This is a genomic window from Algoriphagus mannitolivorans DSM 15301 (assembly GCF_000429425.1).
Lineage (GTDB): Bacteria > Bacteroidota > Bacteroidia > Cytophagales > Cyclobacteriaceae > Algoriphagus > Algoriphagus mannitolivorans.
The window spans coordinates 118,426-142,962 of record NZ_AUBV01000006.1 but is presented as its reverse complement, the minus strand read 5'-3'; the positions used below and the strand labels follow the sequence as shown (position 1 = coordinate 142,962).

General features: G+C 43.8%; 20 protein-coding genes. 12 read left to right on the top strand and 8 right to left on the bottom strand.

Annotated elements, in window-relative coordinates; translation table 11 throughout:
* The first annotated feature begins 5 nt into the window (after positions 1–5).
* Positions 6–1,535, top strand: coding sequence for an ArnT family glycosyltransferase (locus tag G458_RS0107330; protein WP_026951322.1), 1,530 nt, complete (start codon positions 6–8; stop codon positions 1,533–1,535).
* Between the two features lie 149 nt (positions 1,536–1,684).
* A complete protein-coding gene (locus tag G458_RS0107320; RefSeq protein ID WP_026951321.1) occupies positions 1,685–2,035 on the top strand; it encodes a hypothetical protein in 351 nt (116 codons plus the stop codon).
* A 212-nt stretch (positions 2,036–2,247) separates the two neighbouring features.
* Here G458_RS0107320 and G458_RS0107315 read toward each other — a convergent pair whose 3' ends face one another.
* Positions 2,248–4,695 carry a S9 family peptidase gene (locus G458_RS0107315; protein ID WP_407636952.1) on the bottom strand — a complete coding sequence of 816 codons (2,448 nt, stop codon included), beginning with the start codon at positions 4,693–4,695 and terminating at the stop codon, positions 2,248–2,250.
* Positions 4,696–4,965: 270 nt separating this feature from the next.
* Here G458_RS0107315 and G458_RS0107310 point away from each other — a divergent pair, with 270 nt between their 5' ends.
* Together G458_RS0107310 and G458_RS20375 are read left to right on the top strand one after the other, a co-directional pair.
* Entirely contained in the window at positions 4,966–5,832 is an 867-nt protein-coding gene (locus G458_RS0107310; protein WP_026951319.1) for a UDP-2,3-diacylglucosamine diphosphatase, read from the top strand.
* A complete protein-coding gene (locus G458_RS20375) occupies positions 5,832–6,971 on the top strand; it encodes a glycosyltransferase family protein (RefSeq protein ID WP_084438835.1) in 1,140 nt (379 codons plus the stop codon). Before G458_RS0107310 ends, G458_RS20375 begins: the two co-directional genes overlap by 1 nt.
* A gap of 4 nt (positions 6,972–6,975) precedes the next feature.
* Here G458_RS20375 and G458_RS0107300 read toward each other — a convergent pair whose 3' ends face one another.
* Together G458_RS0107300 and G458_RS0107295 are read right to left on the bottom strand one after the other, a co-directional pair.
* Positions 6,976–9,222 carry a M56 family metallopeptidase gene (locus G458_RS0107300; protein WP_026951318.1) on the bottom strand — a complete coding sequence of 749 codons (2,247 nt, stop codon included), beginning with the start codon at positions 9,220–9,222 and terminating at the stop codon, positions 6,976–6,978.
* Entirely contained in the window at positions 9,222–9,590 is a 369-nt protein-coding gene (locus tag G458_RS0107295) for a BlaI/MecI/CopY family transcriptional regulator (protein ID WP_026951317.1), read from the bottom strand. Before G458_RS0107295 ends, G458_RS0107300 begins: the two co-directional genes overlap by 1 nt.
* A 142-nt stretch (positions 9,591–9,732) precedes the next feature.
* On the opposite strand from G458_RS0107295, the gene G458_RS0107290 reads away from it, so the two are divergent.
* The 3 genes from G458_RS0107290 (at position 9,733) to G458_RS20370 (ending at position 13,456) form a co-directional block, all read left to right on the top strand.
* The gene (locus tag G458_RS0107290) at positions 9,733–12,408 is read left to right on the top strand and encodes an MGH1-like glycoside hydrolase domain-containing protein (protein WP_026951316.1); all 2,676 of its coding nucleotides are present in this window, start codon (positions 9,733–9,735) and stop codon (positions 12,406–12,408) included.
* Positions 12,383–12,982 (top strand): ribonuclease HII, encoded by a 600-nt coding sequence (locus G458_RS0107285; RefSeq protein WP_026951315.1) that lies wholly within the window; start codon positions 12,383–12,385, stop codon positions 12,980–12,982. Before G458_RS0107290 ends, G458_RS0107285 begins: the two co-directional genes overlap by 26 nt.
* Before the next feature lie 93 nt (positions 12,983–13,075).
* On the top strand, positions 13,076–13,456 hold the full coding sequence (locus G458_RS20370) for a hypothetical protein (protein WP_051287105.1): 381 nt from the start codon (positions 13,076–13,078) through the stop codon (positions 13,454–13,456).
* 90 nt (positions 13,457–13,546) lie between these two features.
* Here the strand turns inward: G458_RS20370 and G458_RS0107275 are convergent, their stop codons facing one another.
* The 4 genes from G458_RS0107275 to G458_RS0107260 are packed head-to-tail and all read right to left on the bottom strand — an operon-like array spanning position 13,547 to position 16,833.
* Entirely contained in the window at positions 13,547–13,990 is a 444-nt protein-coding gene (locus G458_RS0107275; protein WP_026951314.1) for a hypothetical protein, read from the bottom strand.
* 32 nt (positions 13,991–14,022) lie between these two features.
* Complete coding sequence (locus G458_RS0107270; RefSeq protein ID WP_026951313.1) at positions 14,023–15,411, bottom strand: NAD(P)(+) transhydrogenase (Re/Si-specific) subunit beta; 1,389 nt, start codon at positions 15,409–15,411, stop codon at positions 14,023–14,025.
* On the bottom strand, positions 15,408–15,695 hold the full coding sequence (locus tag G458_RS0107265; protein ID WP_026951312.1) for an NAD(P) transhydrogenase subunit alpha: 288 nt from the start codon (positions 15,693–15,695) through the stop codon (positions 15,408–15,410). The genes G458_RS0107270 and G458_RS0107265 overlap by 4 nt, the downstream gene beginning before the upstream one ends.
* Before the next feature lie 13 nt (positions 15,696–15,708).
* Entirely contained in the window at positions 15,709–16,833 is a 1,125-nt protein-coding gene (locus G458_RS0107260) for a Re/Si-specific NAD(P)(+) transhydrogenase subunit alpha (protein WP_026951311.1), read from the bottom strand.
* Between the two features lie 393 nt (positions 16,834–17,226).
* On the opposite strand from G458_RS0107260, the gene G458_RS0107245 reads away from it, so the two are divergent.
* Positions 17,227–18,693: a Gfo/Idh/MocA family protein gene (locus G458_RS0107245; RefSeq protein ID WP_026951310.1), complete on the top strand. Its 1,467-nt coding sequence runs from the start codon at positions 17,227–17,229 to the stop codon at positions 18,691–18,693.
* A 51-nt stretch (positions 18,694–18,744) separates the two neighbouring features.
* Here the strand turns inward: G458_RS0107245 and G458_RS0107240 are convergent, their stop codons facing one another.
* Entirely contained in the window at positions 18,745–19,491 is a 747-nt protein-coding gene (locus G458_RS0107240) for a carboxypeptidase-like regulatory domain-containing protein (protein ID WP_026951309.1), read from the bottom strand.
* Positions 19,492–19,608: 117 nt separating this feature from the next.
* Here G458_RS0107240 and G458_RS0107235 point away from each other — a divergent pair, with 117 nt between their 5' ends.
* The 4 genes from G458_RS0107235 to G458_RS0107220 all read left to right on the top strand — a co-directional run bounded on the left by G458_RS0107235 (position 19,609) and on the right by G458_RS0107220 (position 24,467).
* On the top strand, positions 19,609–20,652 hold the full coding sequence (locus G458_RS0107235) for a zinc-dependent alcohol dehydrogenase family protein (RefSeq protein ID WP_026951308.1): 1,044 nt from the start codon (positions 19,609–19,611) through the stop codon (positions 20,650–20,652).
* 100 nt (positions 20,653–20,752) lie between these two features.
* Positions 20,753–21,262, top strand: coding sequence for a heme-binding domain-containing protein (locus G458_RS0107230; RefSeq protein WP_026951307.1), 510 nt, complete (start codon positions 20,753–20,755; stop codon positions 21,260–21,262).
* Positions 21,263–21,465: 203 nt separating this feature from the next.
* Complete coding sequence (locus tag G458_RS0107225; RefSeq protein WP_026951306.1) at positions 21,466–22,470, top strand: Gfo/Idh/MocA family protein; 1,005 nt, start codon at positions 21,466–21,468, stop codon at positions 22,468–22,470.
* Between the two features lie 617 nt (positions 22,471–23,087).
* Positions 23,088–24,467 carry a DUF6600 domain-containing protein gene (locus G458_RS0107220; RefSeq protein WP_026951305.1) on the top strand — a complete coding sequence of 460 codons (1,380 nt, stop codon included), beginning with the start codon at positions 23,088–23,090 and terminating at the stop codon, positions 24,465–24,467.
* The last annotated feature ends 70 nt before the right edge of the window (positions 24,468–24,537 follow it).

The window sequence follows — 24,537 nt, the reverse complement described above, 5'->3', positions numbered from 1 at the left end:
GAACTATGAAAAAAGAATCAATTCTTCTGTCCCTTTTCATTTTGGCCAAGTTTGCGCTTCAATATTTGGCAGTCCATCCGGATTACGATCTGCAGCGGGATGAATTTTTGCATTTGGACCAAGCTAAACACCTGGCTTGGGGATACCTTTCTGTTCCTCCCTTCACATCTTGGAACTCTGTCCTGATCTACTGGCTTGGAGGAGGGGAATTTTGGGTGAGGTTCTTTCCGACTTTCTATGGAGTACTGACCTTGGTACTCATGTGGGACCTGGTCAAGCGACTAGGCGGAGGGCTCTTTGCCCAAAGTCTTTCTGCCATTTTTTTGCTTTGCTCGGCAATGATCAGGCTTAACCTTCTTTATCAGCCCAATTCGGTGGATATCTTATGCTGGACCTTGGTGATTTACACGGTGGCTCGTTGGGAAAAAGAACCAAATCCAAAGTGGCTTTATTTTCTTGGTGCTTCCTTAGGAATAGGCATGCTTAACAAGTATTCTATTGCCTTTTTGGGCATTGGTGTTCTCCTTTCCTTACTCCTTTTTCGGCCCCGTCTTTTCCGAAAAAAGCATTTCTATGGAGGACTTGGGTTAGCACTTTTACTTTTCTTGCCTAATCTGATCTGGCAAATCACCCATGGATTCCCTGTCCTAACCCACATGCGTCTGCTCACCCAATATCAATTGGTCAACAACAGTGCCGGTGGATTTTTGATGGAGCAAGCCCTTTTTACCTATCCTTCCCTCCTATTGTTGATTCCGGGATTGATTACAGTTTGGTTTTCAAGTTGGGGAAAGCCACACCGATGGATAATAGTTGCCTACGGCTTGACTTTGACCATTCTTGCTTTCTTCCAAGCCAAGGGATATTATGCCCTTGGACTTTACCCGGCTATAATGGGCTTGGGAGCAATCGGAGTTGAAAAATCCACCCGATTTAGTTTCGGGAGCAAACTTCGTCCAGTCGCTTTAGCATTGCCGATAATTCTGTTTTTACCGGCATTTAACCTGATTCATCCTACAGTTGGGCCGGAAAAAATATTGGTTTCACCGCCGAATTATGCCAAGCTTGGATTGAACCGATGGGAAGATGGGAAAGAATATCCCTTGCCCCAGGATTTTGCCGATATGCTGGGCTGGAGTGAATTGGGAAGCTTGGTGGATCAGGCAATCGCACAAATTCCCGATCAGGGAAGGGTATTAGTCCTTTGCGGGAATTATGGACAGGCCGGGGCGATTAATTTTTATGCCAAAACTCCGGGTTTGGAAGCCTTTACGATGAATGCTGATTATTTGTATTGGTTTGACCTGGACGAACCGATCAAGCATCTCATCTTGGTGAGAATAGCGGAAGAGCCCTTGACGGAGAGAGAAATCGGCTTTTTCGAAACTCACACCACAATAGGAAAAATCTCTCATCCTCTAGCCAGAGAGGCGGGAACCACGGTTTATTTGCTACTGAATGCCAAAGGCGACATCAATGAAATTCTCCGAAATGAAATCATAGAAGAGAAAGCACTTTGGGAGGGCAAACCTTAATCCCTTTTTATTCAAAATATAATGTTCGCAAGTCAAGGAATTGATTTTACCTCAATGGAAAATCTAATCCGGTCAATATTTTTTTTCAAACCTATAACTAATCTTATTTCAATCCGTAAACCTACCCTTGTAAATCAAGTGTTTAGCATATGAAAATTATCGGAAGCTTTTTGATCCTATTTATGGGAACTATTGGAATGGCCTTAGCGCAGCATACTAGCGATACGCTCAATTATTCCAAAGACAGCCTTTTGATTGGCGAAAAATTGAAACCATCTCTTAAACTAGACTCTTTGAATTCCGGGGGGATACTTGTAGACAGCTCTTATACCTTTTTGCCCAGAAGTCTCTACACAGAAAGAACATTGGATTTCTCACCCAGTCCGAAATTCAGAGTCGGAATGCCTACCTATAAATTGGCTGATCCACAAAGCCGAATGCCGGTTAAGGGATTTGATGACTCGGTGAATTACACTCTGCAAATCAAAAAATACGACTAGATTTATTCTGATCTCAAAAAACCAAAAAGCCCGATTTCTTTTCGAAACCGGGCTTTTAATTCTTAAAACTCAAACTTTAAAGTTTCCCACAGATAGGCACGGATCAAAATCACAGATTTCCTCTGATTTTTTAAAGCTTAGCGAAAAAAGCCTTCAGACTACATTCATTTTTATCTGCTTCCTGCCTACTGTCCCCTGTGACTGCTCACTGCTTACTTATCCTTCGGCTTATCCCTCTGCATCTCGATCATATCTACTGGAGGCGGGGTATTATCTCCCAAAAGATGGCGCACAAAATAGTCTCCCATTTTCCAGAAGAAATACTCTGTCATGTCCCCATAACCATGTCTCTGCCCAGGAAGAATCACAAACTCAAATCGCTTTCCAGCTTTGATCAAAGCTTCGGCCATTCGGATGGTTCCTGCCGGATGCACGTTGTTATCCACATCTCCAGTGCTGAGCATCAGATGTCCTTTTAGGTTTTTTGCCAAATCAGGATTCTTCTCGATTTGATAGACGAAGGTGGTGTCTCCCTTAGGGGAAATTTGCTCCTTCACTCCATGGTGCTTTTCGGACCACCAGCGGTTGTAGATATTGTTTTCGTGATTTCCAGCAGAAGAAACTGCCACTTTGAATACATCCGGATAGACGAGCATCGCGGCAGTGGACATAAATCCTCCACCTGAATGTCCGTGGATCCCCACCCTATTTCGGTCGATAAAGTCATGGCGGTCTGCCAATTGCTCCACGGCGACTTTTTTATCAGCCAATCCATAATCCCTCAGGTCTCCATAGCCATAATTATGATACCATTTGGAGCGGGATGGATGGCCTCCCCGGTTGCCCAATGTCACCACTACGAAGCCAAATTGTGCCAATCTATCCGTTCGGTCCATGCTTCTTCCGAAGGACTTGTTTACCGCCTCGGTCTGAGGCCCCGGATAGACATACTCAATGATCGGATATTTTCGAGTGGAGTCAAAGTCGAATGGCTTGTACATCACCCCATAGAGATCTGTAATTCCATCATCCGCTTTGAATTTGAAAGGCTCAGGGAATTGATAACCCGCTGCGAAAAGCTGGCTCAAATCTGCAGTTTCCAGATCCATGACTTTTACCCCATTTCTATCATAAAGTACCGATGCTGGAGTGGTATTTACTCTGGAGAAATTGTTCACAAAGAAAGTAGCATTGTCGTTGATGCTGATTTCATGGTTGAAGTCGCCTCTATTCAGCAAAGTCACCGGACCTCCGTCCAAACTCACACTGTACAAATGCTCATAGTAGGGATCCTCTCCTTTTTCCCGACCATTGGCCGTGAAGAAAAGTCTTCGATTCTTGAGATCCACTCGTGCAGCTCCAGCAGTATGAAAGGGTCCAGAAGTCAGCTGACGTTTCAAAGAACCGTCCTTTCCGTAGAGGTAATAATGACCCCATCCATCGCGCTCAGACCACCAGATTAGGTCATTTCCTGCCAGTTCAAGTTTTTCAAAATCGATATAGGTATTGCTTCTTTCTTCGATGACCACTTCTTTCTGGCCTTTGGCGATATTCCAACGGATTACATCCACTTTTTTCAGATCTCTGGAAGTAAGCGCAAAATAGAACTCATTCAAATCGCCCAACCAAATGGCCGGACGGAAATCATCGTCCCGGGTATTGGTCGGAGGTGTGGTGGACCAAATGGAAACTGTCTGATCCTTAAAAGTTGCGATAGGCAACTGCTTCAATTCCATAGTGCTGAAAGAAAAATGATACAGCTCCGTTCTTGGCTGTTCTTTTTCTCCCGGCATCGCATACTTGTAAGTCTCCAGCGTGGGTCTTGGATTTTTAGTATTATGGATTACCCATAGATCCTTTACGCTGCGCTGGTCAGTACGGGTCAGAATAAACTGCTTGCTGTCTGCACTCCATAGTGCTCCGACGCGTTTGCGGTCGTCCTTTTTCTTTTCCTCTTCTACATTGTCATCTCCACGTCCGTCAAAGCCATAGGAATAGTCCTTTTCTCCATCTTTAGTCAACTGGTTTTCGACAATCGTCGAGTCTTTTTCATCCTTGACGGCCTTTAGAAAGTTGGCTTTATCCATCCAGTAAAGGTTGTGGTTTTTCATGTATACCACTCGGGAGGAATCCGGAGCGATATTAGCCCAAGCCAGGCGCTTAGGATCCTTTTCGGTTGTGATCTCGGTCAGTTGTTGGGTGCTGATATTGTAGAGAAAGGTATGAACCTTTTTTTCCATGGAATCCTTGGCATTCTTGTTTTTCTCTTTGATCTCAGCCCAGTCAGATTTCAGCACGTCTGCCGTGCTTTTGACCTTGAATCGAATCGTGTTTTCGTCATCCATCAGCTTTAAATCATCCAGCTTCAGGTGCTGCCCGTCAAAGGGATCTTTCACCGCCTTGGTGATTTCGGCTGCCAGTTTGTCTTTGTCAAAAAGTTGCGTTTTCGTCTTCCTCACAGGATCTACCACGTACCAACTTTTGCCGTCTGTAGTCTCATATTCGTACCAAAAGCGATCGGATTTCTTCATCCAATGCGGATCCACACTGGTGGAAAAAATCATTTTTTTCAGTTTTTCCGGAGAAAAACGGGCTGCCAACTCATAGTTCCCTGGATAGACTTTTTCCTGAGAATACCCTGACACGGAGGCCAAGATCATCCCGACTAGTAGTAATGCTTTTCTCATTTGAGTTTATATTTCTTGGGTACGAAACTAAAAATCGGAATAGGAAGGATAAATACCGCTTAAGTAATTCCTAGAGCGGAATTCCTGATTAAATCACAAGCCAACACTCCAGGAGATTCTCTAAGTTTGTTAACATCCCAGTCATATTCACCAAAGAATATTTCGAATTCAAAACAAATTGGTAACAACCAAAACATCTTGGATTTACACTGAGTCCCTAGCTTTCGAGTAAAATCCTGGGAAATGAAAACATCCTACAAAACCATCGTCATTTCTGATGTGCATTTGGGGACAAAAGGCTCGAAAGCAAAGGAAATCGTCCGGTTTCTAAAGCAATACCGATGCGAAAACCTCATCCTTAACGGAGACATCATCGATGGTTGGCAGCTCAAAAAATCCGGTAGTTGGAAAAGAAAGCACACCCGCTTTTTCAACAGGATCCTCAAAATGATCGATAATCATCAAACCAATGTCTTCTACCTGAGAGGCAATCACGATGATTTTCTGGATCAAATTCTCCCCTTACAGATCGGTAAACTTTCTATCCTTACCGATATGACCTATGAATCCCAGGGAAAAAAATATTTTATCACGCACGGAGACGTCTTTGATTCCATCACCACGAATCTCCGCTGGATAGCCTATCTGGGAGATATGGGTTACACCTTTCTTCTCTGGCTCAATCGAATAGTCAACTATTACCGCTTCAAGTCCGGCCTCCCTTACTTTTCACTTTCCCAATACATCAAGGGAAAAGTCAAAAAAGCCGTTTCCTACATCGATGATTACGAAACTGAACTTGCCAAAATGGCCAAAGCCAAAGGCTGTGACGGAATCATTTGTGGGCATATCCATAAAGCCGAAAACCGGATGATCGATGGAATTCATTACCTCAATTCCGGTGACTGGGTAGAAACCATGAGTGCCTTGGCTGAAGATCATGAGGGCAACTGGCAGCTGATCTATTATCGGGAAATTGAATTTCCAAAAGTCCGGGTTTTGGAGCAAAAGAACCCTTCGGTAGAGGAAACTTCTGTATTGCCATTGAGGCAAGTTTCCTTTGACAGTAGAAATCACGAGGACCTGAATCCGCCTTCCTTCCGATTCTAATGAAATTCCTTTTTATCGTCCAGGGAGAAGGCAGGGGGCATATGACCCAAGCCATCGCATTCTATCACCTTCTGAGAAGTCAAGGCCACGAAGTTTGCGGCGTTATAGTGGGTAAAAGCAAACGAAGGGAGATACCTGATTTCTTTTCCAGAGAGATCAAAGCACCCATCCATTTGGTCGATAGTCCAAACTTCGTCGCCGACAAAAAGCAAAAGAAAATCCTCCTCGGAAAAACTATTCGAAAAAACGCCTTGCAGACTCCTACTTTTTGGAAAAGCTTGAAAACCATACACCAAGTCGTTGAATCCCGAAACCCTGATGTAATCCTCAATTTTTATGACCTTTTGGGTGGGCTCTACAATTTTCTATTCCGACCATCCTCAAGATTTTGGGTGATCGGGCATCAATATTTAATCTATCATCCAGATTTCCTTTTTGCCAAAGGAAAACCTTGGGACAAATTCCTTTTTCAACTCAATACCCACCTTACGGCTTTGGGATCAGATGAGGTTTTGGCGCTATCCTTTCTCCCAAAAATCAAATTGATTAACCCCAAAGTCAGGGTAGTCCCTCCCTTACTGAGAAAAGAGGTGAAAAAACTTGAGGTAAAAAGTGAAGATTTTTACCTGGCCTATATGGTAAATCCAGGGTATGGGGAAGAAATTTTGGCCTTTGCTAAATCAAATCCACTGGTAAAAATCAAAGCATATTGGGATAAGAAATCCGCCAAACCGATCGAAAATCCGCTTCCCAATCTTTCCTTTCACCGCGTTAATGACCAAACATTTCTGCAAGATATGGCCGCTTGCAAAGGCTTGGCTTGTACCGCAGGATTTGAATCGGTTTGCGAAGCGATGTATTTGAGAAAGCCTGTCCTGATGATTCCGGTGGCTGGGCAATATGAGCAAGCTTGCAATGCTTTGGATGGAGAGGCCTCTGGAGCAGGAATAGCATCCAGCTCTTTTGATTTTTCTCTTTTAGAAAAGGTAGAAAAAAAGGATACCGAAGCATCCTTTCAATTTCATCAATGGGTTGATTCCTGGCTGAGTATCCTTAGTGAGTTGATTGTATCAACCGAGCAAGAAAGTGGTGTGAAAAATCCTGACGAGGAATTTGATTCTTCCCCAGTCTTTGGCTAGGCCTTTAGCATCCTGTCATGGTAGCACGTTCTTCCTCTGTGAGATCTTCGAATTTTTTGTAGATAACCAAACCTTCTTTTTCGATTCGGGCATAAGGAAAGCTAGCTCGCCGCACTTTTTTTCTTTCCTCGAGAGATAGTTTCAAAAAGCTAGCCTGAAGTGCATCAAATTCCTTTCTCAATGCCTCGATTTCAGTATTGGAAGGCATGGTGAAAAGTCGATTTTCATTGACTTTGGTTTGGAATTGACCATATCTAACTAAATACTCGTCCAAAGGCATCCCACCCGAAGCATATACAAAGGAATAAGACCTTTCAATTCCCCTATTAATTGGATTTGAGACAGAAGTGATTTTTTCAGAGGAACCCTCAGATGAATAATCAAATCTTTTTCGATCAGAATCTGGTAGAATCGGCTCTTTCAGTTGTTTTCTTTTTGCGTCGGTTGCCTGATCATAGTAAAGTTTCAATTCCTCGTACAACTTTCTTAGTAAGGCTTTTTCCTCCGAAGTCTTGTTAGCATAGATATTTCTTGAAGTTCTCAGCTTCTCGTAATAGGCATTTTTTTGCAAATAGGCGGTCGTTGGGTCAGGATATCGGGATAAATCCTTCATTGAAGTCATATTTCGCTGAGTAATTGTAATGGTATCCCTGTTGGTACGTGGCCGAAACATCTCGGAATCAGGCCCAAAGCTCTCTTCAAAGTATTGCGGTGAATATAAATAAACCTGAAAAGGCTGTGGAAACCGCTCGGAACGGGCATTGGCTTTCACTCCAGATTGAAAAAACCAATCAAAATCCTCAGGCTGGTATTTAGTTAAAACCGAATTGTCCACCGATTTCCCATCAATCCAAAGCGCAAATTCATCTTTGTTTTTCCAGGACTCAAAAATCGTCGCATTAGGTCTTTTCTTTTCTACTGGTTTATCAGGAAATAGTAACCCGATCTTTTCTTTTTCCGAAAGCTGGTCGTAGGTCTTTTGAGTATAGTCCATCTCCTTGCTTTCAATCAAAAAAATCGCATTCCGATACATCCGATCGCGTTGGGTCTGCGTCCCTGTGTTTTCGGATTGACCATTGTCCTTTTGAAAATAAATCCGCCGAACTTCATTTTGCTTAAGCATCTCCTGAAGATCAGCGATTTCTCCCATTTCGGTTCCTGCAAATGCATTCAAGGAAACTACCAATTCTTTTCCCTTGAAACTTGCCAGGTGCTGGGTAAGACGCTCAGTGGTCATTTTCTCATCACCTAGAAAAATCTCTCCAGACTCATTGATATTGAGAGAGATGATTTTTGGCTGCTCTGTTATGGAGGAATCAGTCGCTTGATGTGAATTTTCTAGAGGCTCACTGACTGCTACTTTTTCTGCAAATAGGGCAACGATTACACCTAAAAAGACAACTAAGCTGACCAACTTTAAAATTTTAATTCCGGGTTTTGACGTCTTCTTCATCATGGAAAATCGTTTTTTGGTGAGGGAAAAGTTTAGGCTACTTCCAAGGGAATACCCTTTTGTTCCTGAAAGCACTGAAATCAATAAATGCTGGTAGTCCGGGATTGGCATTGTTTTAACTACCTGTTGATCAGCTATGAATTCATGATTGAGGCGAATGGCCTGAATCGCCAAATACAAACCCGGATGAAACCAAAATGGGATAAGCAAAAATTCCAGAAATAGAATATCCCAACTGTGCTTTTCCTTTACATGGCATTGCTCATGAAGAAAAATCGCTTCGGGAATTCCTTCTTTTTCAAAGGATGATTTTGGGTAGAAAATGTAGTGTAGAAAAGAATAAGGAGAAACAAAGTCGTTAAGGAGAACTAGTGTTTCCTGCCGATATGTTATTCGAAGATTCTTTTGAATTTGGTCATTGATCACATGGATATTCCGAATAAACCGGTACAAAAAGACTAAAACACCAATCCCATAAATCCCCCAAGCCAACTCTGCCCATGGAATTTTCACTTCATGCGGTGTCGGAATTGTCTCCATCTCAAGAGGAATTTGGCTTTCGGTTGATTCAGAAGTGTGATAAACTTGGTCAACTTCCGGGTAGATGAGCGAAGCTGCCATCTCAGGGGTAGGTTTTTGCTCTACCTCAAGTATTACCAAAGGAATCAGGAAAGATCCTACAACTGCCCCCAAAAGAAAAAAGCGATTGAAACGATACAAGACTTCCTGTTGAAGCACCAAGCGGTGAAACAGCAATAAGAGAAGTAAGCACAGAATGGATTTGACTAAGTATTCCATTATTTCTTCCGATTAAGTTGATCATCAATCATGGACTTCAGGTCTTCAAGCTGGGAGTCACTCAAGTCAGTCTGTCTCGCAAAAAATGAAGCAAACTGAGCTGGGGAATCATTGAAAAAGTTTTTGATCAGGCCTTGAAGATGCTTGGCAAAATAATTCTCCTTACTGATCAGCGGAAAATAAAGTCTGGCCTTTCCCTCCGTCTGATAATCCACAAAGTTTTTGTCCTGCATTCGCTTCAAAAGCGTGGAAATAGTAGTCATGGCGGGCTTCGGCTCTGGATATTTTTCCAATAAGTCCTTTAAGTAGGCTTTTTTTAATTCCCACAAATAATTCATCAATTCCTCTTCTGCCCCCGATAATTTCATATATCAAACGATTTCCTTGTTCTACAAATGTAGAATAATAATTTTGTTCTACAAGTGTAGAATAAAAAACCTATTAATTTTCTTTAGAGTTAATACCCAGAATCTCCTAATTTCGAAACTTGCCCAACCTTGGAAAGCCTACATGTCAGCTGAATATATAAGATTACAGGAGGATAAAGAGCGGAAGAAGCATTGGAAAAAGTGGGGTCCCTATCTCACGGAAAGACAATGGGGAACCGTTCGTGAAGATTATAGCCCAGACGGAGCAGCCTGGGAAAATGTCACCCATGATGAGGCCCGAAGCAAGGCTTATCGTTGGGGAGAAGAAGGAATTGGTGGTATCTCTGACCATAAGCAAAAAACCTGTCTTGCCTGGGCCTTTTGGAATGGAAAAGACCCATTCATCAAAGAGAGGCTATTTGGTCTGACCGGAAATCAAGGGAACCATGGAGAAGACGTCAAGGAAATCTATTACTACCTGGACTCTACTCCTACGCATAGCTATATGAAGATGCTGTACAAGTATCCTCAGGCGGAATTCCCCTACCAAAAGCTTATTGATGAAAACAAAAAAGCCGGAAAGCTTCAGACAGAGTACGAATTGATCGACACCGGGATTTTTGATCAGGATCGATATTTTGACATTTTTATTGAATACGCCAAAGAGGACGCTGAGGATATTTTTGCAGTAGCCACTATCCACAACCGGGGTCCTGAAGCGGCTAAAATATGGGTGATGCCTACTATTTGGCTTCGAAAAACCTGGTTTACGGGCCATGAGCCGTTTATGCCCAAGCTCAGTAAGATTGACCAGCACACGCTGAAGGCTTTCAATCCTAAATCCGGAAATTACATTTTCTCTTTTTGCGGAAATGACGAATTAGTCTTCTGTGATAATGAGACTAATCGGGAGCGGCTCTATGGCATTCCCAATGAAAGAAAATTCACCAAGGACGGAGTAAATGATTACATCGTTCATGGAGACAGCAGCAAGTTAAACCCCAACCATACCGGTACCAAGGCAGCTGCGATCTACGAACTCGAAATTCCTGCTGGCGGCATGCACCAAGTCAAGGTGAGAATGCAGCACCAAATGACCGAGGAACCTTTAAAGTCCTGCCATGAAAGCGTTACTCAGCGTAAAAAAGAGGCGGATGAGTTTTATGAGACCATCCAAAACCGTGTCACTGACGAAGACCACAGGCACATCCAAAGGCAGGCTTTTGCGGGACTGATGTGGTCCAAGCAGTTTTACTATTACGATGTCAACCGGTGGCTGGATGGAGATCCGGGCAGGTACACTCCCCCTCCACAGCGCAAGAAAGGCCGCAACCAGCATTGGCGCCACTTGCAGAATTATGACATTATTTCCATGCCAGACAAATGGGAATACCCTTGGTATGCGGCTTGGGATTTGGCTTTCCATTGCATCCCGATTGCCCGAATTGATCCGGAATTTGCAAAAAACCAACTCTTGCTCCTCCTCAACGAATGGTATATGCATCCTAACGGGCAGATTCCAGCTTATGAGTGGAATTTCTCGGATGTGAATCCACCCGTCCATGCTTATGCCGTGCAGCGAGTTTATCAGATTGATAAAAAATTGAACGGTGGCAAAGGTGACCAGGAATTCCTGGAGCGAGCTATGCATAAGCTAATGCTGAATTTCACCTGGTGGGTCAATCGAAAAGACAGCGAGGGGAATAACATTTTCGAGGGTGGCTTTTTGGGATTGGATAACATTTCCCTCTTTGACAGAAGCCATGCCCAGCATTACAAAGGCAAACTTGAGCAAGCTGACGGGACCAGTTGGATGGCCATGTTTTCCCTGAACATGCTTCGAATAGCACTGGATCTGTGCGAATACAATACTGTATATCAGTTTAGCGCCACCAAGTTTCTGGAGCATTTCCTCTATATCGCCGGGGCGATGAATAACATTTCCTCGGAGCACATCTCGCTTTGGGACGATGAGGACAGCTTCTTCTATGATGTTTTCCATTTAGAAGGAAAAGACCCCAAAAAGCTCAAGGTAAGATCCATTGTTGGTTTGATTCCGCTTTTTGCGGTAGAACCGATCCGGGAGGACTTGTTTGACAACCTCCCCGAGTTCAAAAAACGTCTGGACTTTTTCCTACGGGAAAAACCCAAGCTGGCGGCCTTGGTATCCAGCTGGATTCAGCCCGGCTATGACAAGAGAAGGCTTTTCTCCCTGATGAGAGGTCATCGGATGAAAAATGTCCTCAAAAGAATGCTGGACTCGGATGAATTCCTCAGTGAGTACGGAATCCGCTCGCTTTCCAAATACCATGAGAAAAATCCTTATGCGATGCAGATTAATGGGGATGTGCTTTCGATTAAATACACTCCCGGAGAGTCCGACACCCGGATGTTTGGAGGCAACTCAAATTGGAGGGGGCCAATCTGGTTTCCGATCAATTACCTGATCATCGAGTCCTTGAAGAAGTTTGACTTCTACTATGGAGGAGATTTTTCCATCGAATATCCTTCAGGATCCGGCAATTATCTTACATTGGATATTATAGCTAGAGAACTTTCCATGCGAAATATCAGGATTTTCTCCCGGGATGAAAATGGTCATCGCCCGGTTTTCGGAACTCACAAGAAGTTTCAAGAGGATCCTCACTTCAAGGATCATATCCTGTTTTACGAGTATTTTCATGGAGACAATGGCCGTGGACTTGGGGCTTCTCACCAAACCGGCTGGACTGCTCTCGTGGCGGAAATGATCCACAAATATTATAAGCCAAGATCTTATCCGGAAGAAATCCATGCTACTCCCCTTTTTAGAAGCTAATCGTCTGGAAGCTGGATGCGACGAGGTAGGGCGAGGCTGCCTTGCCGGACCTGTCGTGGCCGCATCGGTAATCCTACCCCAGGATTATTCCAATCCCTGGATAAATGACTCCAAAAAACTCAGCAAATCCAACCGGGAAGAATTGATTCTAGAGATCAAGGAAAAGTCCCTTGCTTGGGCAATTGCCGAGGCCAGCGTAGAGGAAATCGACCAGATCAACATTCTGAACGCCTCGTTTTTGGCGATGAAAAGGGCAGTTCTTCAGCTCTCGGTACAGCCTGAGCATTTAATGATTGACGGAAATCGATGGAGATCAGACCTGAAGCTCCCCTTTACCTGTGTAATCAAAGGTGACGGAAAATTCGCTTCCATTGCAGCTGCGTCTATTTTGGCGAAAGTTTACCGGGATGAATTGATGGAAAATCTAGCCCAGGAATATCCTTATTTTGGCTGGGAAAGAAATGCAGGATACCCAACTCAGGTGCATCGCGAGGGTATCGAAAAGCATGGACCAACCATTTGGCACCGAAAAAGCTTTCGATTATTACCCAAACAACTAGAATTAGGATTCTGAGGATCAAAAAAATGAATTCAAAATAAAACTGCTTAAATAGACTTTTTTTTTAGTGATATTTTTTTACTTTGGTAAACAACTTAAATGTCATTTATGAAACTATTTAGCATCGCACTACTCGGGTTAGGCCTCCTAGCAGGAACCAATAAGGAAACACCTAGAACTGATATTAAAGCCTTAGAAGTAAAGGAATACCGTACTTCAATGAATGGAGTATATTACAGCTACAAAATCACTAATTCAGGAACTACAACCATAGCTGCTGATAGTTACAAATTGGATTTTAAAGTCAATGGAAAAGTGATCAGCTTTGACCGGGACACCCAAGAACTTAAACCTGGCCAGTCTGTACTCTATAAATCCCAAAAAACCACCTATCCAAAAAAAGGCAAAGACTTAACCTATGTTCTTGATATTAAATTTGATGATGATGATTTGTCAAATAATCAACTCAAGGGAATAACAGCTTTCTGAATCAAAATGACGGATTTATAATTCAGTCATAACATAATTAAAAAAGCCTCAGAAGAATCTCCTGAGGCTTTGGTCTATTTCAAGGGTGAATTATTTCTTTTCCGGAATTCTTTCAAATACCATTTTTCCCGATTTGGAAGTGGCGCTGATTGGCAGCAAAACCAGTTTCTGGGGTGTCAACTCAATAATCTTTGCCAATCGGTCTTGGTCCTCTTCATGGATCACCAAGATCTCCCCATCTCTTAATTCAACTTTTGCCGTCTTCTGAACTACTTTTTGGTTGACAAAATCAATAAATTTTAAAGTATCCCCTTCCACAAATTGGTAAACCGTGCTTTCTAAACGGTATTTGATTTTGGCATCCATATTCGCCCGCTGGGCACTGGAAGCATTTTGGTAATCAGCCGATTTGACGATGTTTTCAATTCCGTCAAAATAAGTCAACTGCCAAGATCCGATTAATTCACTGTATTGAACTTGATTCCAAAACAGGAAAAAGGGCAAAATCAAATAAGTAAGGAATGAAAGATACATACTTCAAATTAGGCAATTATTTTGCCAATTAATCAGGCCATTTCCTTCATCTCTCCCACTACTTTGGTAATGGTCTGCTTGGCATCGCCAAACAGCATCAAGCAGTTTGGAAATCCGAAGAGCTCGTTTTCGATACCGGCGTATCCCTTACCCATACTTCTTTTGGACACAATGACGGTTCTGGCCTTGTCTGCATTCAAGATTGGCATGCCGAAAATCGGGCTTTGAGGATTAGTTCTAGCGGCAGGGTTTACCACGTCATTGGCTCCTACCACAAAGACCAAGTCGGTATTGTTGAAATCATCGTTGATCGCTTCCATTTCGATCAGCTTGTCATAGCTGATATTGGCCTCTGCTAATAGCACATTCATGTGGCCTGGCATCCGACCCGCTACCGGGTGAATCGCAAAACGGCATTGAATATTCCGCTTTTCGCACTGCTCCATCAGCTCACGGATCACGTGCTGTGCCTGAGCAACTGCCATTCCGTATCCCGGAACGATGATGACTGAAGAAGCGGAATCAAATAGCATAGCCGCTTCCTCTACACCGACTTCTTTGACCACAATCTGAGGGCCATCCTGAGGACCGGCGGCAGAGGTCTGACCAAAGCCACCTAACAACACATTCATGAGGGACCGGTTCATGGCCTTACACATGATCTGAGTCAGAATAAGTCCTGATGCACCAACCAATGAACCTGCAACAATCAACACGTTATTGTTTAGGATAAAACCTGTGGCACAAGCAGCCATTCCGGAATAAGAATTCAACAAAGAAATAACTACCGGCATATCTGCTCCCCCTATCGGAATGACGATCAACACTCCCACCAGCAAGGCGATCACCACTAATATGGTAATGTAAATCGGCTCAATCTGGAACAGGTAAGTCATCACACCTACTCCCAAAAAGGTCAGGAGAAGTAGCAGGTTCAACAAATGCTGCCCACTGAAGGTGATGGGCTGGCCAGAAACCTTTCCATTGAGTTTCAGCCAAGCTACTATCGAACCGGTAAAAGTCACACCACCAATCAGCACAGAGGCAATGATACTGATGGAATTGACTGTATCAATTTCAGTTTGAAGAACTTCTGTTTTCAGAAAATGATCAGAAAGAGCCACCGCCAAAGAAGCCATCCCTCCAAATCCATTAAATAATGCAACCATTTCGGGGATTTGGGTCATTTCTACCTTTTTAGCATAGTAAAGCCCAATCGCTCCCCCGATCAGCATGCAGGCAAACATCTCCACAAAGGAAAGTATATCCAGCGTGACAAGAGTCGCTATGATCGCGATCAGCATTCCGACCGCAGATAGGAAATTCCCTTTTCGGGCATCCTTGGTTTTCCCCAAAAACTTGATCCCCATCACAAAAAGGATGGAGGCTACCAAATACGCTATTTGTACAATGCTGCTCATTTCTTCTTAAACATTTTTAGCATACGATCAGTAACAGCATATCCGCCCACCACATTGATGGTAGCCAGAACTAAAGCGAACATCCCCAACCATTTGCTCATGGTGGTAAATCCCATTTCACTGGTAGCGATCAGGGCGCCAACTATGGTGATACCGGAAATCGCATTGGATCCGGACATCAGAGGCGTGTGAAGGGTCGGAGGAACTTTGGAAATCAGTTCAAAGCCCAGAAAACTGGCCAGAACCAAAACATAGATCAACATCAACAGTGCTGCAGTATCCATAATTTTTCAGGGTCTAAGGGTTGAGAATACTTTTTGTAAAGGCATGAACCAACTGCCCTTCTTGGGTGATCAAAACGCCTTTGGCAATTTCCTCCTCAGGATCGAAGGTAAATCCATTCGAATTTGCCAAATGAAGCAAAAGCGTGCTGATATTGGTCGCATAGAGCTGACTGGCATTGACAGGCAAAAGAGAAGGCAAATTGGACTCTCCGATGATCGTGACTCCATGCTTGACGACGGTTTCATTTTTCACTGAGATTTCACAATTTCCACCGGATTCTACAGCCATATCGACAATCACAGACCCCATTTTCATGGATTTGACCATGTCCTCAGTGACCAGAATCGGAGACTTTTTGCCCATCACCAAGGCAGTGGTAATGACCAAATCGACCTCTTTGATTTTTTCCCGAATCAGTTGCTGTTGCTTTTCCAGATATTCTTTGGAGACTTCCTTGGCATAGCCGCCTTCTACTTGCACTCCTTCTGCACCTTCTACGGTCAGGAATCTTCCTCCTAAGGATTCAACCTGTTCTTTGGTCTCAGGACGCACATCGGTACATTCTACGATTGCTCCCAGTCTTTTTGCGGTAGCTATCGCTTGCAAACCTGCTACTCCGGCTCCGAAAATCAGGACTTTGGCAGGCGTGATGGTCCCTGAAGCCGTCATCATCAGCGGGAAAATCTTCCCAAGGTGATTGGCTCCCAACAGGACAGCTTTATATCCAGCCAAATTGGCCTGGGAAGAAAGCGCATCCATCTTTTGGGCCCGGGATATTCTTGGCACAGCATCCATGGAAAAAGACTGGATGGACTTGGCATTGAGTGCTTCGATCACCTCTGGATGCTGATAGGCATACATGTAGGAAATGCAGGAGGATTTGGGCTTCATCTTGGCGATCTCTTCCAATGTGGGAAGATTTACCTTGAGCATAACGTCCGCTTCGAAGACCTTTTCGAGAGGAACAACCTCGGCGCCGGCATTTTGATAATCTAGGTCTGAAAAGTTGGAGGCTTCTCCGGCTCCTGCTTGTACCAAAACCTCAAATTCCTTCTTTTTAAGCAATTTGACGACTTCGGGACTAAGGGCAACTCTCTTCTCAAATTCTTTGGTTTCTTTGATGACTCCTATTTTCATGTTTGGAGATAGTACAGGGTCTGGCAAAATAAGTTGATACAAAATCTAATCGAAAGTAAATTTTTATGCGGTATATAGCCATCCTGCCCTAAAAAATTGCGGAATTATTTACGAAATCGATCTTACATTATCTTTTTTTCAAAAAAGTACCCATGTCAAAAAATAAGATTTTGGGAAAGTGAGGCCCAAAAGTCTGAATAATCAAATTTCGATAAGCGATCAAATGGTCCGTTTAATACAGACCGGACTTGAAAAAGAAAACCCTCCAGCCAAAAAACCTTCTCCCTTTAAAACCTAAGGATCTCCCTTTCATCAATCTTTTGAATGGGATTTCTGGAAGAAGCCATAATTTCCTACTTTACTAATCCGAATAACCATAAATTCTATTAAACCATGAAAAACCCAGACCACTCCTCCAATGGGCAATCCAGGCGGGAGTTTATCAAGAATGCGGCGATCGCTTCTTCATTTTTCATTGTTCCCCGCCATGTATTGGGAGGAACTGGATTCACCTCACCCTCGGATCAGCTGAATTTGGCTGCTATTGGGGCTGGTGGAAAAGGTGCCAGCGACATTGAATTGGCCTCAGTCAATGGAAGAGAGCGAGTAGTCGCTCTATGCGATGTGGATTTTTCCGGCTCTGCAAAAAGATCCGTGGAGCGATTCCCTTCAGCAAAACTTTACGCCGATTACCGTGAAATGCTGGATAAAGAAAAAGATATTGACGCATTGACAATTTCAACTCCGGATCACGTCCACGGACCCGCTGCCAAATATGCGATGGAAAGAGGCAAGCATGTCTATGTCCAAAAGCCCATGACCCACAATATCCGGGAAGCCAGAATGCTGACCGAACTGGCAAGAAAGCAAAAGGTGGTCACTCAAATGGGAAATCAAGGAGGCTCCAATCCACTGCTAAAATTAGTACAGCAATGGGTAGATGAGGACCGAATAGGTCCTGTTTCCAAGGTTCAGATCTGGACCAACCGGCCAGTTTGGCCTCAGGGAGGTCCATTCCCGAAGCCAGATCCAAGCAGCAAGCCAGATGCTTTAGGCTGGGATTTGTGGTTGGGACCTGCTCCGGAAATCCCTTACACTCCCAATCTCCACCCATTCAACTGGAGAGGCTGGTGGGATTACGGGACCGGTGCCTTGGGAGATGTGGGCTGTCACCTGATCGATATTCCTTTCCGAACTTTGGGTCTCCACTATCCTACCTCAGCAGAATGTTCCGTAGGCTCAGTGTATAGCCAGATGTGGACCGCCGACTACAACCCTGATGGCTGTCCAGCTTCCTCTTTGATCACCATCAATTTTGCAGCAACAGAAAAGAGCAAATCTCCAATAGAAATGACTTGGATGGATGGCGGTATCAGACCTCCACATCCGGATATCATTCCTGCGGATCACGACATCGGAGGTGCCAATTCTGCCAATGGAGTTCTGATTATTGGATCCAAAGGCATTATCTCTACCAATATCAATGATTCCTCTCCTTTGATGCCCAAGCTGTATTTGAATGACGGAACCGTAGAGATCGGCCCTCAAACCGAGGAGGGTTTCGAACGGGAGTATGGACATCAACGGCTTTGGGTGGATGCTTGTAAAGCTGGATTTGGTTCGACCGAGCACAAAGGATTGACTTCTTCTTTCGACTATGCAGGTCCGATGACCGAAACAGTATTGATGGGGAATTTGGCCATTCGTAGCTATATGCTGAGAAGAGAAAACGCCAAAGGTCAGATGGAATTCTATGGCAGAAAGAAACTGCTTTGGGACGGTGACAAAATGCTCATCACTAACTTCGAGGACGCCAACCAATTCGTGGGAAGAACCTACCGAAAAGGCTTTGAGGTATAAAATCTCCTGTCAACTTCAAAAACCCGTAAGATTCAACTCTTACGGGTTTTTTTATGGTCTTTCTAACTGAATCACTCTGGATGCAACCGGATTAAGATTGGGGAACACTCTTCGTCCATTTTCCAGGTAGCCATTATTCAAATACGTATTCCCATACACGCGAATAAACGCCTGATTGGATTTAACGCTAAACAAAGTCTCAACAACCGCATCGGATAGGAAAAGTATCGAAGGATTGGATCTACTATTGAAAGTAAATAGATAATCATAGTTCAGCTCAGAAAAATTTGGATTCGTATGAGAAATCAAAAACAAAAAATAGCCAGTTCGGCTTTGACTCGGCGGAGGACTGGAAGTAATGATGAAGTTATAGCCACCGTCCACTTTTTCAAGGTTAAAATCTTCAATCTGGGTGGTTGATTTTTCAGAAATACCCAAACTGGGAATCTGGGTATTGACGACTTTGGAACTGTGAATAAAAGGTTTACCCTCCTCCCCCATGTATTTGAAAGTCCCATAACCCACTTTTTCGAAGACTACTACATACGGACCAAATGGAACATTTTTCAACTCATATCTCCCAAATTGATCGGAAAAGGTATGAATTAATGGATTGGTACCCTCCAAGGATATTTTCACCCCAGCTGATGGGATTTGTACAGCTCCTCCTTCGTCATATAGCTGAATAGAACCGGAAATGGATCCCGTCTCCGAACCAATTGGAGGAGGATCAAAGGGGCTACAGGAGATTAAACTCAAAATAAAAATCAATGACAAAAAGAAAAAAAGCCTATTCATAATCTCAAAAACCTATTTAAAATCAAGATAGCTTCTAAATAATTAATTTTCAAGTTTTATGCCAAACCTCTAAATCTGAAAACAGGTTTAGTACATTTCCATTCAAATTTTGAAGCAATGAAAGCGCTCTTAGTCGAATCCTTCCAGCAAAAACCCATGATCACCCAAGTTCCAGATCCAGTCGCTCCAGAAGGAGGAGTGATTCTACAAGTAAAAGCCACTGGGCTTTGCCGAAGTGACTGGCATGGATGGATGGGGCATGATTCGGACATTGTGCTTCCGCATGTACCGGGACATGAGTTTGCGGGAGTGATTATGGAGTTAGGAAGAGGGGTAAAAAACTGGAAAATTGGAGACCGGGTTACCGTCCCATTTGTTTGCGCTTGCGGAACATGTACTACTTGCCAAAGCGGAAATCAGCAAATCTGCGACGACCAATTCCAGCCTGGATTTACACACTGGGGATCATTTGCAGAATATGTGGCCGTCCATCGGGCGGAGACTAATCTAGTCCGGATTCCTGATTCAGTCAGCTTTGAATCCGCTGCAAGCCTTGGATGCCGGTTTGCTACATCCTTTCGAGCAATAGTAGCTCAGGGAAAAGTCACCGGAGGACAATGGGTGGCAGTTCATGGCTGCGGAGGAGTCGGGCTATCTGCAATAATGATTGCAGCCACCTTGGGAGCAAAAGTCATTGCGATTGACATTTCTGAAGAAAAACTAAAGCTTGCCCAAGCCGCCGGAGCCTCAGTTTTGATCAACGGTAAAACCCATCCCAATGTCTCAGAGGCTATTTTGGAAATCACTAAAGGGGGCGCTCATGTCTCCGTCGATGCCTTGGGGAATAAAATCACTTGCTACAACTCCATTTCCTGCCTGAGAAAGCGGGGAAAACATATTCAGATTGGCTTGATGGCTGGTTCCGAATCCAACCCACCCATTCCGATGCATTTGGTTATTGCGAAAGAATTGGAAATCCTCGGGAGTCATGGGATGCAGGCTCATGCCTATCCTGAAATGATGCAGATGATTTTGGAAGAGAAAATCGCTCCCCAGAGGCTGATAGGCAAAAGAATTAGCCTTGAAGATTCGGTAGAGGCCTTGATCTCCATGGATTCATTTCAGGAAAATGGGATCGTGATGATTGATAGGTTTTCCTGATTTGTCCTTAACTTGAAAGTAATTACTGTACCCATCTTCGGGTTCATAGAGAACCAAAGCCTGCATTTAACATTTAAAACTCCTTTTACCCAGCAAAATCATGATCAAAAAAATTACGATTGGACTTATCGTCTTGCTTGTAGCAATCCAGTTTATTCCTGTTGAGAAAAACGAAAGCAATGACAATGAATTTGACATTTCTAAAAGCTACGATGTCCCGGACAAGGTAGCCATCATCCTGAAAGGAGCCTGTAACGACTGCCACACCAATCTGACCCGATATCCTTGGTATTCCAATATCCAGCCGGTGAAATTCTTTTTGGCTGATCACGTCAATGACGGTAAGCGTCATTTGAATTTCTCTTCATTCACCAATCTTCCTATTGCTGTGCAAAACCACAAATTCGAAGAGGTCATCGAAATGGTAGAAGAAAAAGAAATGCCTTTAAAGTCCTACACCTATTTCGGACTCCATCCGGAAGCTAACCTATCCGATGAGGAGCGTCAAGTCCTTATCGATTGGGCCAAAGACCAAATGGCGATGCTCGCGGCAAGCTATCCTGCGGACAGTTTGGTAATGAAAAGGAGATCTCCTCCTCCAGCCCAATAAGAAACTAAAGTCGAGGCTGTCTCATAAATAGTTTCATTGTCAGCCCGAGCGGAGTCGAAGGCCGTTTCCAGCATTCTTGCCAACATTTCGACTTCCAGCCTAGCCCTCAGGCAGACGCTCAATGTGACAAACCCTACTTTTGAGACAGCCCCTTATTCTTTTTAGAACTATTCGAAAGCCCAAATTCTTTCCTAAAATCCTCCATGAAAAAATTCAGTGATTCAGAAGTTCGATGGGGAATCCTTGGCGTTGGAAATGTCTGTGAAGTCAAATCCGCCCCGGCGATGAATCTGATTCCAGGCAGTCAACTGGTGGCTGTCATGCGTAGGGATGAAGAAAAAGTAAAAGACTACGCCCAAAGGCACGGAATCAAAAAATGGTACTCAGACGCCCAAGCTTTGATCCAGGATCCTGAAGTGAATGCGATTTATATCGCTACCCCTCCCAATGCGCATCTTGAATTGACCGCCTTAGCGGCAAAGGCCGGAAAGCCGGTTTATGTGGAAAAACCCATGGCAAGGAATCATGCCGAATGTCAGCAAATGATCGAGATTTGCGAGCAGTACGGAGTTCCACTTTTTGTCGCCTATTACCGTAGATCTCTCCCGCATTTTGTCAAAATCAAAGAGCTTCTAGACGCCGGAGCTATCGGGGATGTCAGAACAGTTCACATCAATTTGAAGCAGGAAGTCCAGCCTGAGATAATCGCCAAACTCGAAAATAACTGGAGAATAATCCCTGAAATCTCAGGCGGTGGATATTTCTTTGACTTAGCCTCCCACCAGCTGGACTTGATGGACTTCTTTTTTGGAAAAATCACACATGCCGCTGGATTTTCGACCAATCAGGCCAAAGCCTACGCTGCAGAAGATCTAGTGACCGGGAGTTTTGTCTTTGATTCCGGAGTTATTGGCACTGGAAATTGGTGTTTTTCAAGTTCCAAAATAGCAGAGGTAGATGAGGTGATCATTGATGGGAATCAAGGGCAAATCCGGTTTGCTACCTTTGGAAAAGGAGATTTTTTCTTACTAAAAGATGGAGAGGAGCCTTTTCATTTTCAGGTGGAGTTACCCAAGCACATTCAGCAGCCTTTGATCGATAGTATTGTATCTGAACTTCTGGGTAAAGGGACTTGCCCGAGTTCGGGAAAAACAGGCGCAAGAGCTAACTGGGTTATGGACGAATTGGTAAAAAATAGGATAGGCTAAACCATCGCCTAAGACTACAGATTTTGCTAAAACCCATTTGAATTTTCAGAAAAGGCACTAAGGCATTCTTGATTTCCGACCAAGAGCTGAAAGACGGCTATATTCTCAACTAGCAGTTTTCCAACCCTTAAGAGACTATTAAAAAGCACCCAAAAACCGAATTCACCTGCCCATCAATTCAAAAAATCAGGTTTTTCAGACTGAAATTTCAAGGAATTTGAATTTCCCAGAAAAATATTTTCATTTTTTTTTGATTTCCCATAAAACCCAAAATCCGGCTTTATCCGTTTAGAAAATTGTAAAACCTTAAAAAGCTTGGAGATTTTTTTAGATTTACCGAAATCATATTAAATAAAAATTTTATTTAAGTAATGTATTTTATATTCTATTTTTTAATTAATTCGAAATATTAAATACAACCTTTTATTATTTTTTTTCGATACACCCACTTAAAATCAAGCCTATTTTAAACAAGAACGAAAAACTGGCTCGATTTTCGAATTAAACCATGCAACCTTTAATCCTAACGTTTCATCTACTGTACAAAAGCCTATGAAACCCTGAATTCAAGTACCCCAGCCTCAAATTCATTTCCTTCACCTTTAACCACTACTACCATGAAAAATCTTCCAATACCACGGGGAATCCAAAAAATGATCTTAGGCCTAGCCCTGACTTTAGGCTTTTTGATCCATTCCAAAACTGAGGCATCTGCATTTAATGGAGTAAGCTTTCAGGTATTCTATGATGCCTTGACTCCTTATGGAGATTGGGTCAAAGACGCGAGACACGGGTACATCTGGCTTCCAGCAGTGTATGATGACTTCCATCCTTACGGCAGCGACGGACGCTGGGTCATGACCCAATACGGAAACACCTGGGTCTCTGATTATGACTGGGGCTGGGCGACCTTCCATTATGGCAGATGGTATTTCGATGACTACTACCAAAGCTGGGCCTGGATCCCTGGCTACGAATGGGCTCCGGCATGGGTAAGCTGGAGAACAGGCGGTGGATATTATGGTTGGGCTCCTATGGGCCCCGGGATTTCAGTAAATATCAGAGTGAATATTCCTGCACATCACTGGCTATTCATTCCGCATGCAAGGATTTACCATAGTACCCCTTTTCACTACTATGCTCCTTACCATAGCCGGGTAAAAATCATCAACCGCACCAAAATCATCAACAATACAGTGGTGTATAACAATTACCATTTCTACGGAGGCCCAAGTCACAGAGAAGTACAGCAAACTACCCGAAGAGTAGTCCCTGTGTACAATATCCGTAACTCAGAAGCACCCGGAAGAATGGCTGTCTCAAGAAACGAGGTAAGGCTATACAGACCTGAAATTGAGCAAAGTCGTGGAAGAACCGTAGAAGCCAGACCTTCCAGAGTTTTGGATGCAGATCAGGCTAGAACTGCCAGATCATCCAGACAAGTCAACCCTACTAATTCGGGGCCCTCTTCCCAGCCAAGTCGTTCCGGAAATGCCCAAGGAGGAACTGTCAATAGATCTCAAGCACCTAGTGGAAGGTCGGCTACTCCTTCGTCCAGAAATGAAGGCTTTGACATGAGACCTGCTCCTTCCAACTCTGAGAGAAGTGCTCCTTCCAGAGCTACACAGCCTCAGGGCTCAAGACAGGAATCCGTGAGATCTCCTCAGCCTTCCAGAGAAAGCCAGGTCAGAACCCAACCTTCCCGTGATTCCCAGGTTAGGACTCAGCCTCAGCCAAATTCACGAGGCACAGTGGATCAAAGAGGATCCTCACCTAGCCGGGAACCGCAGGTAAGAGAATCGAATTCAAGGACTCAAACACAAACCCGTACTTCTAGTCCTAGGCCTTCAGATTCGAGAGTATCTCAGCCATCCCGAACTCCGTCTAGCAAGCCTGAGGTCCGATCCTCAGCACCTGCAAGGAAAGAAACCTCCGCCCCAAGCCGGAGCTCCAGTTCCTCCTCACGTGGGAACAATAGTCGAGAAAAAAACAATTAAGCCCTTGGGAAACTAAACCAACTCGGCCCGGTCCAAAAGACCGGGCTTTTTCTTTCCCTATTTCCCTCCT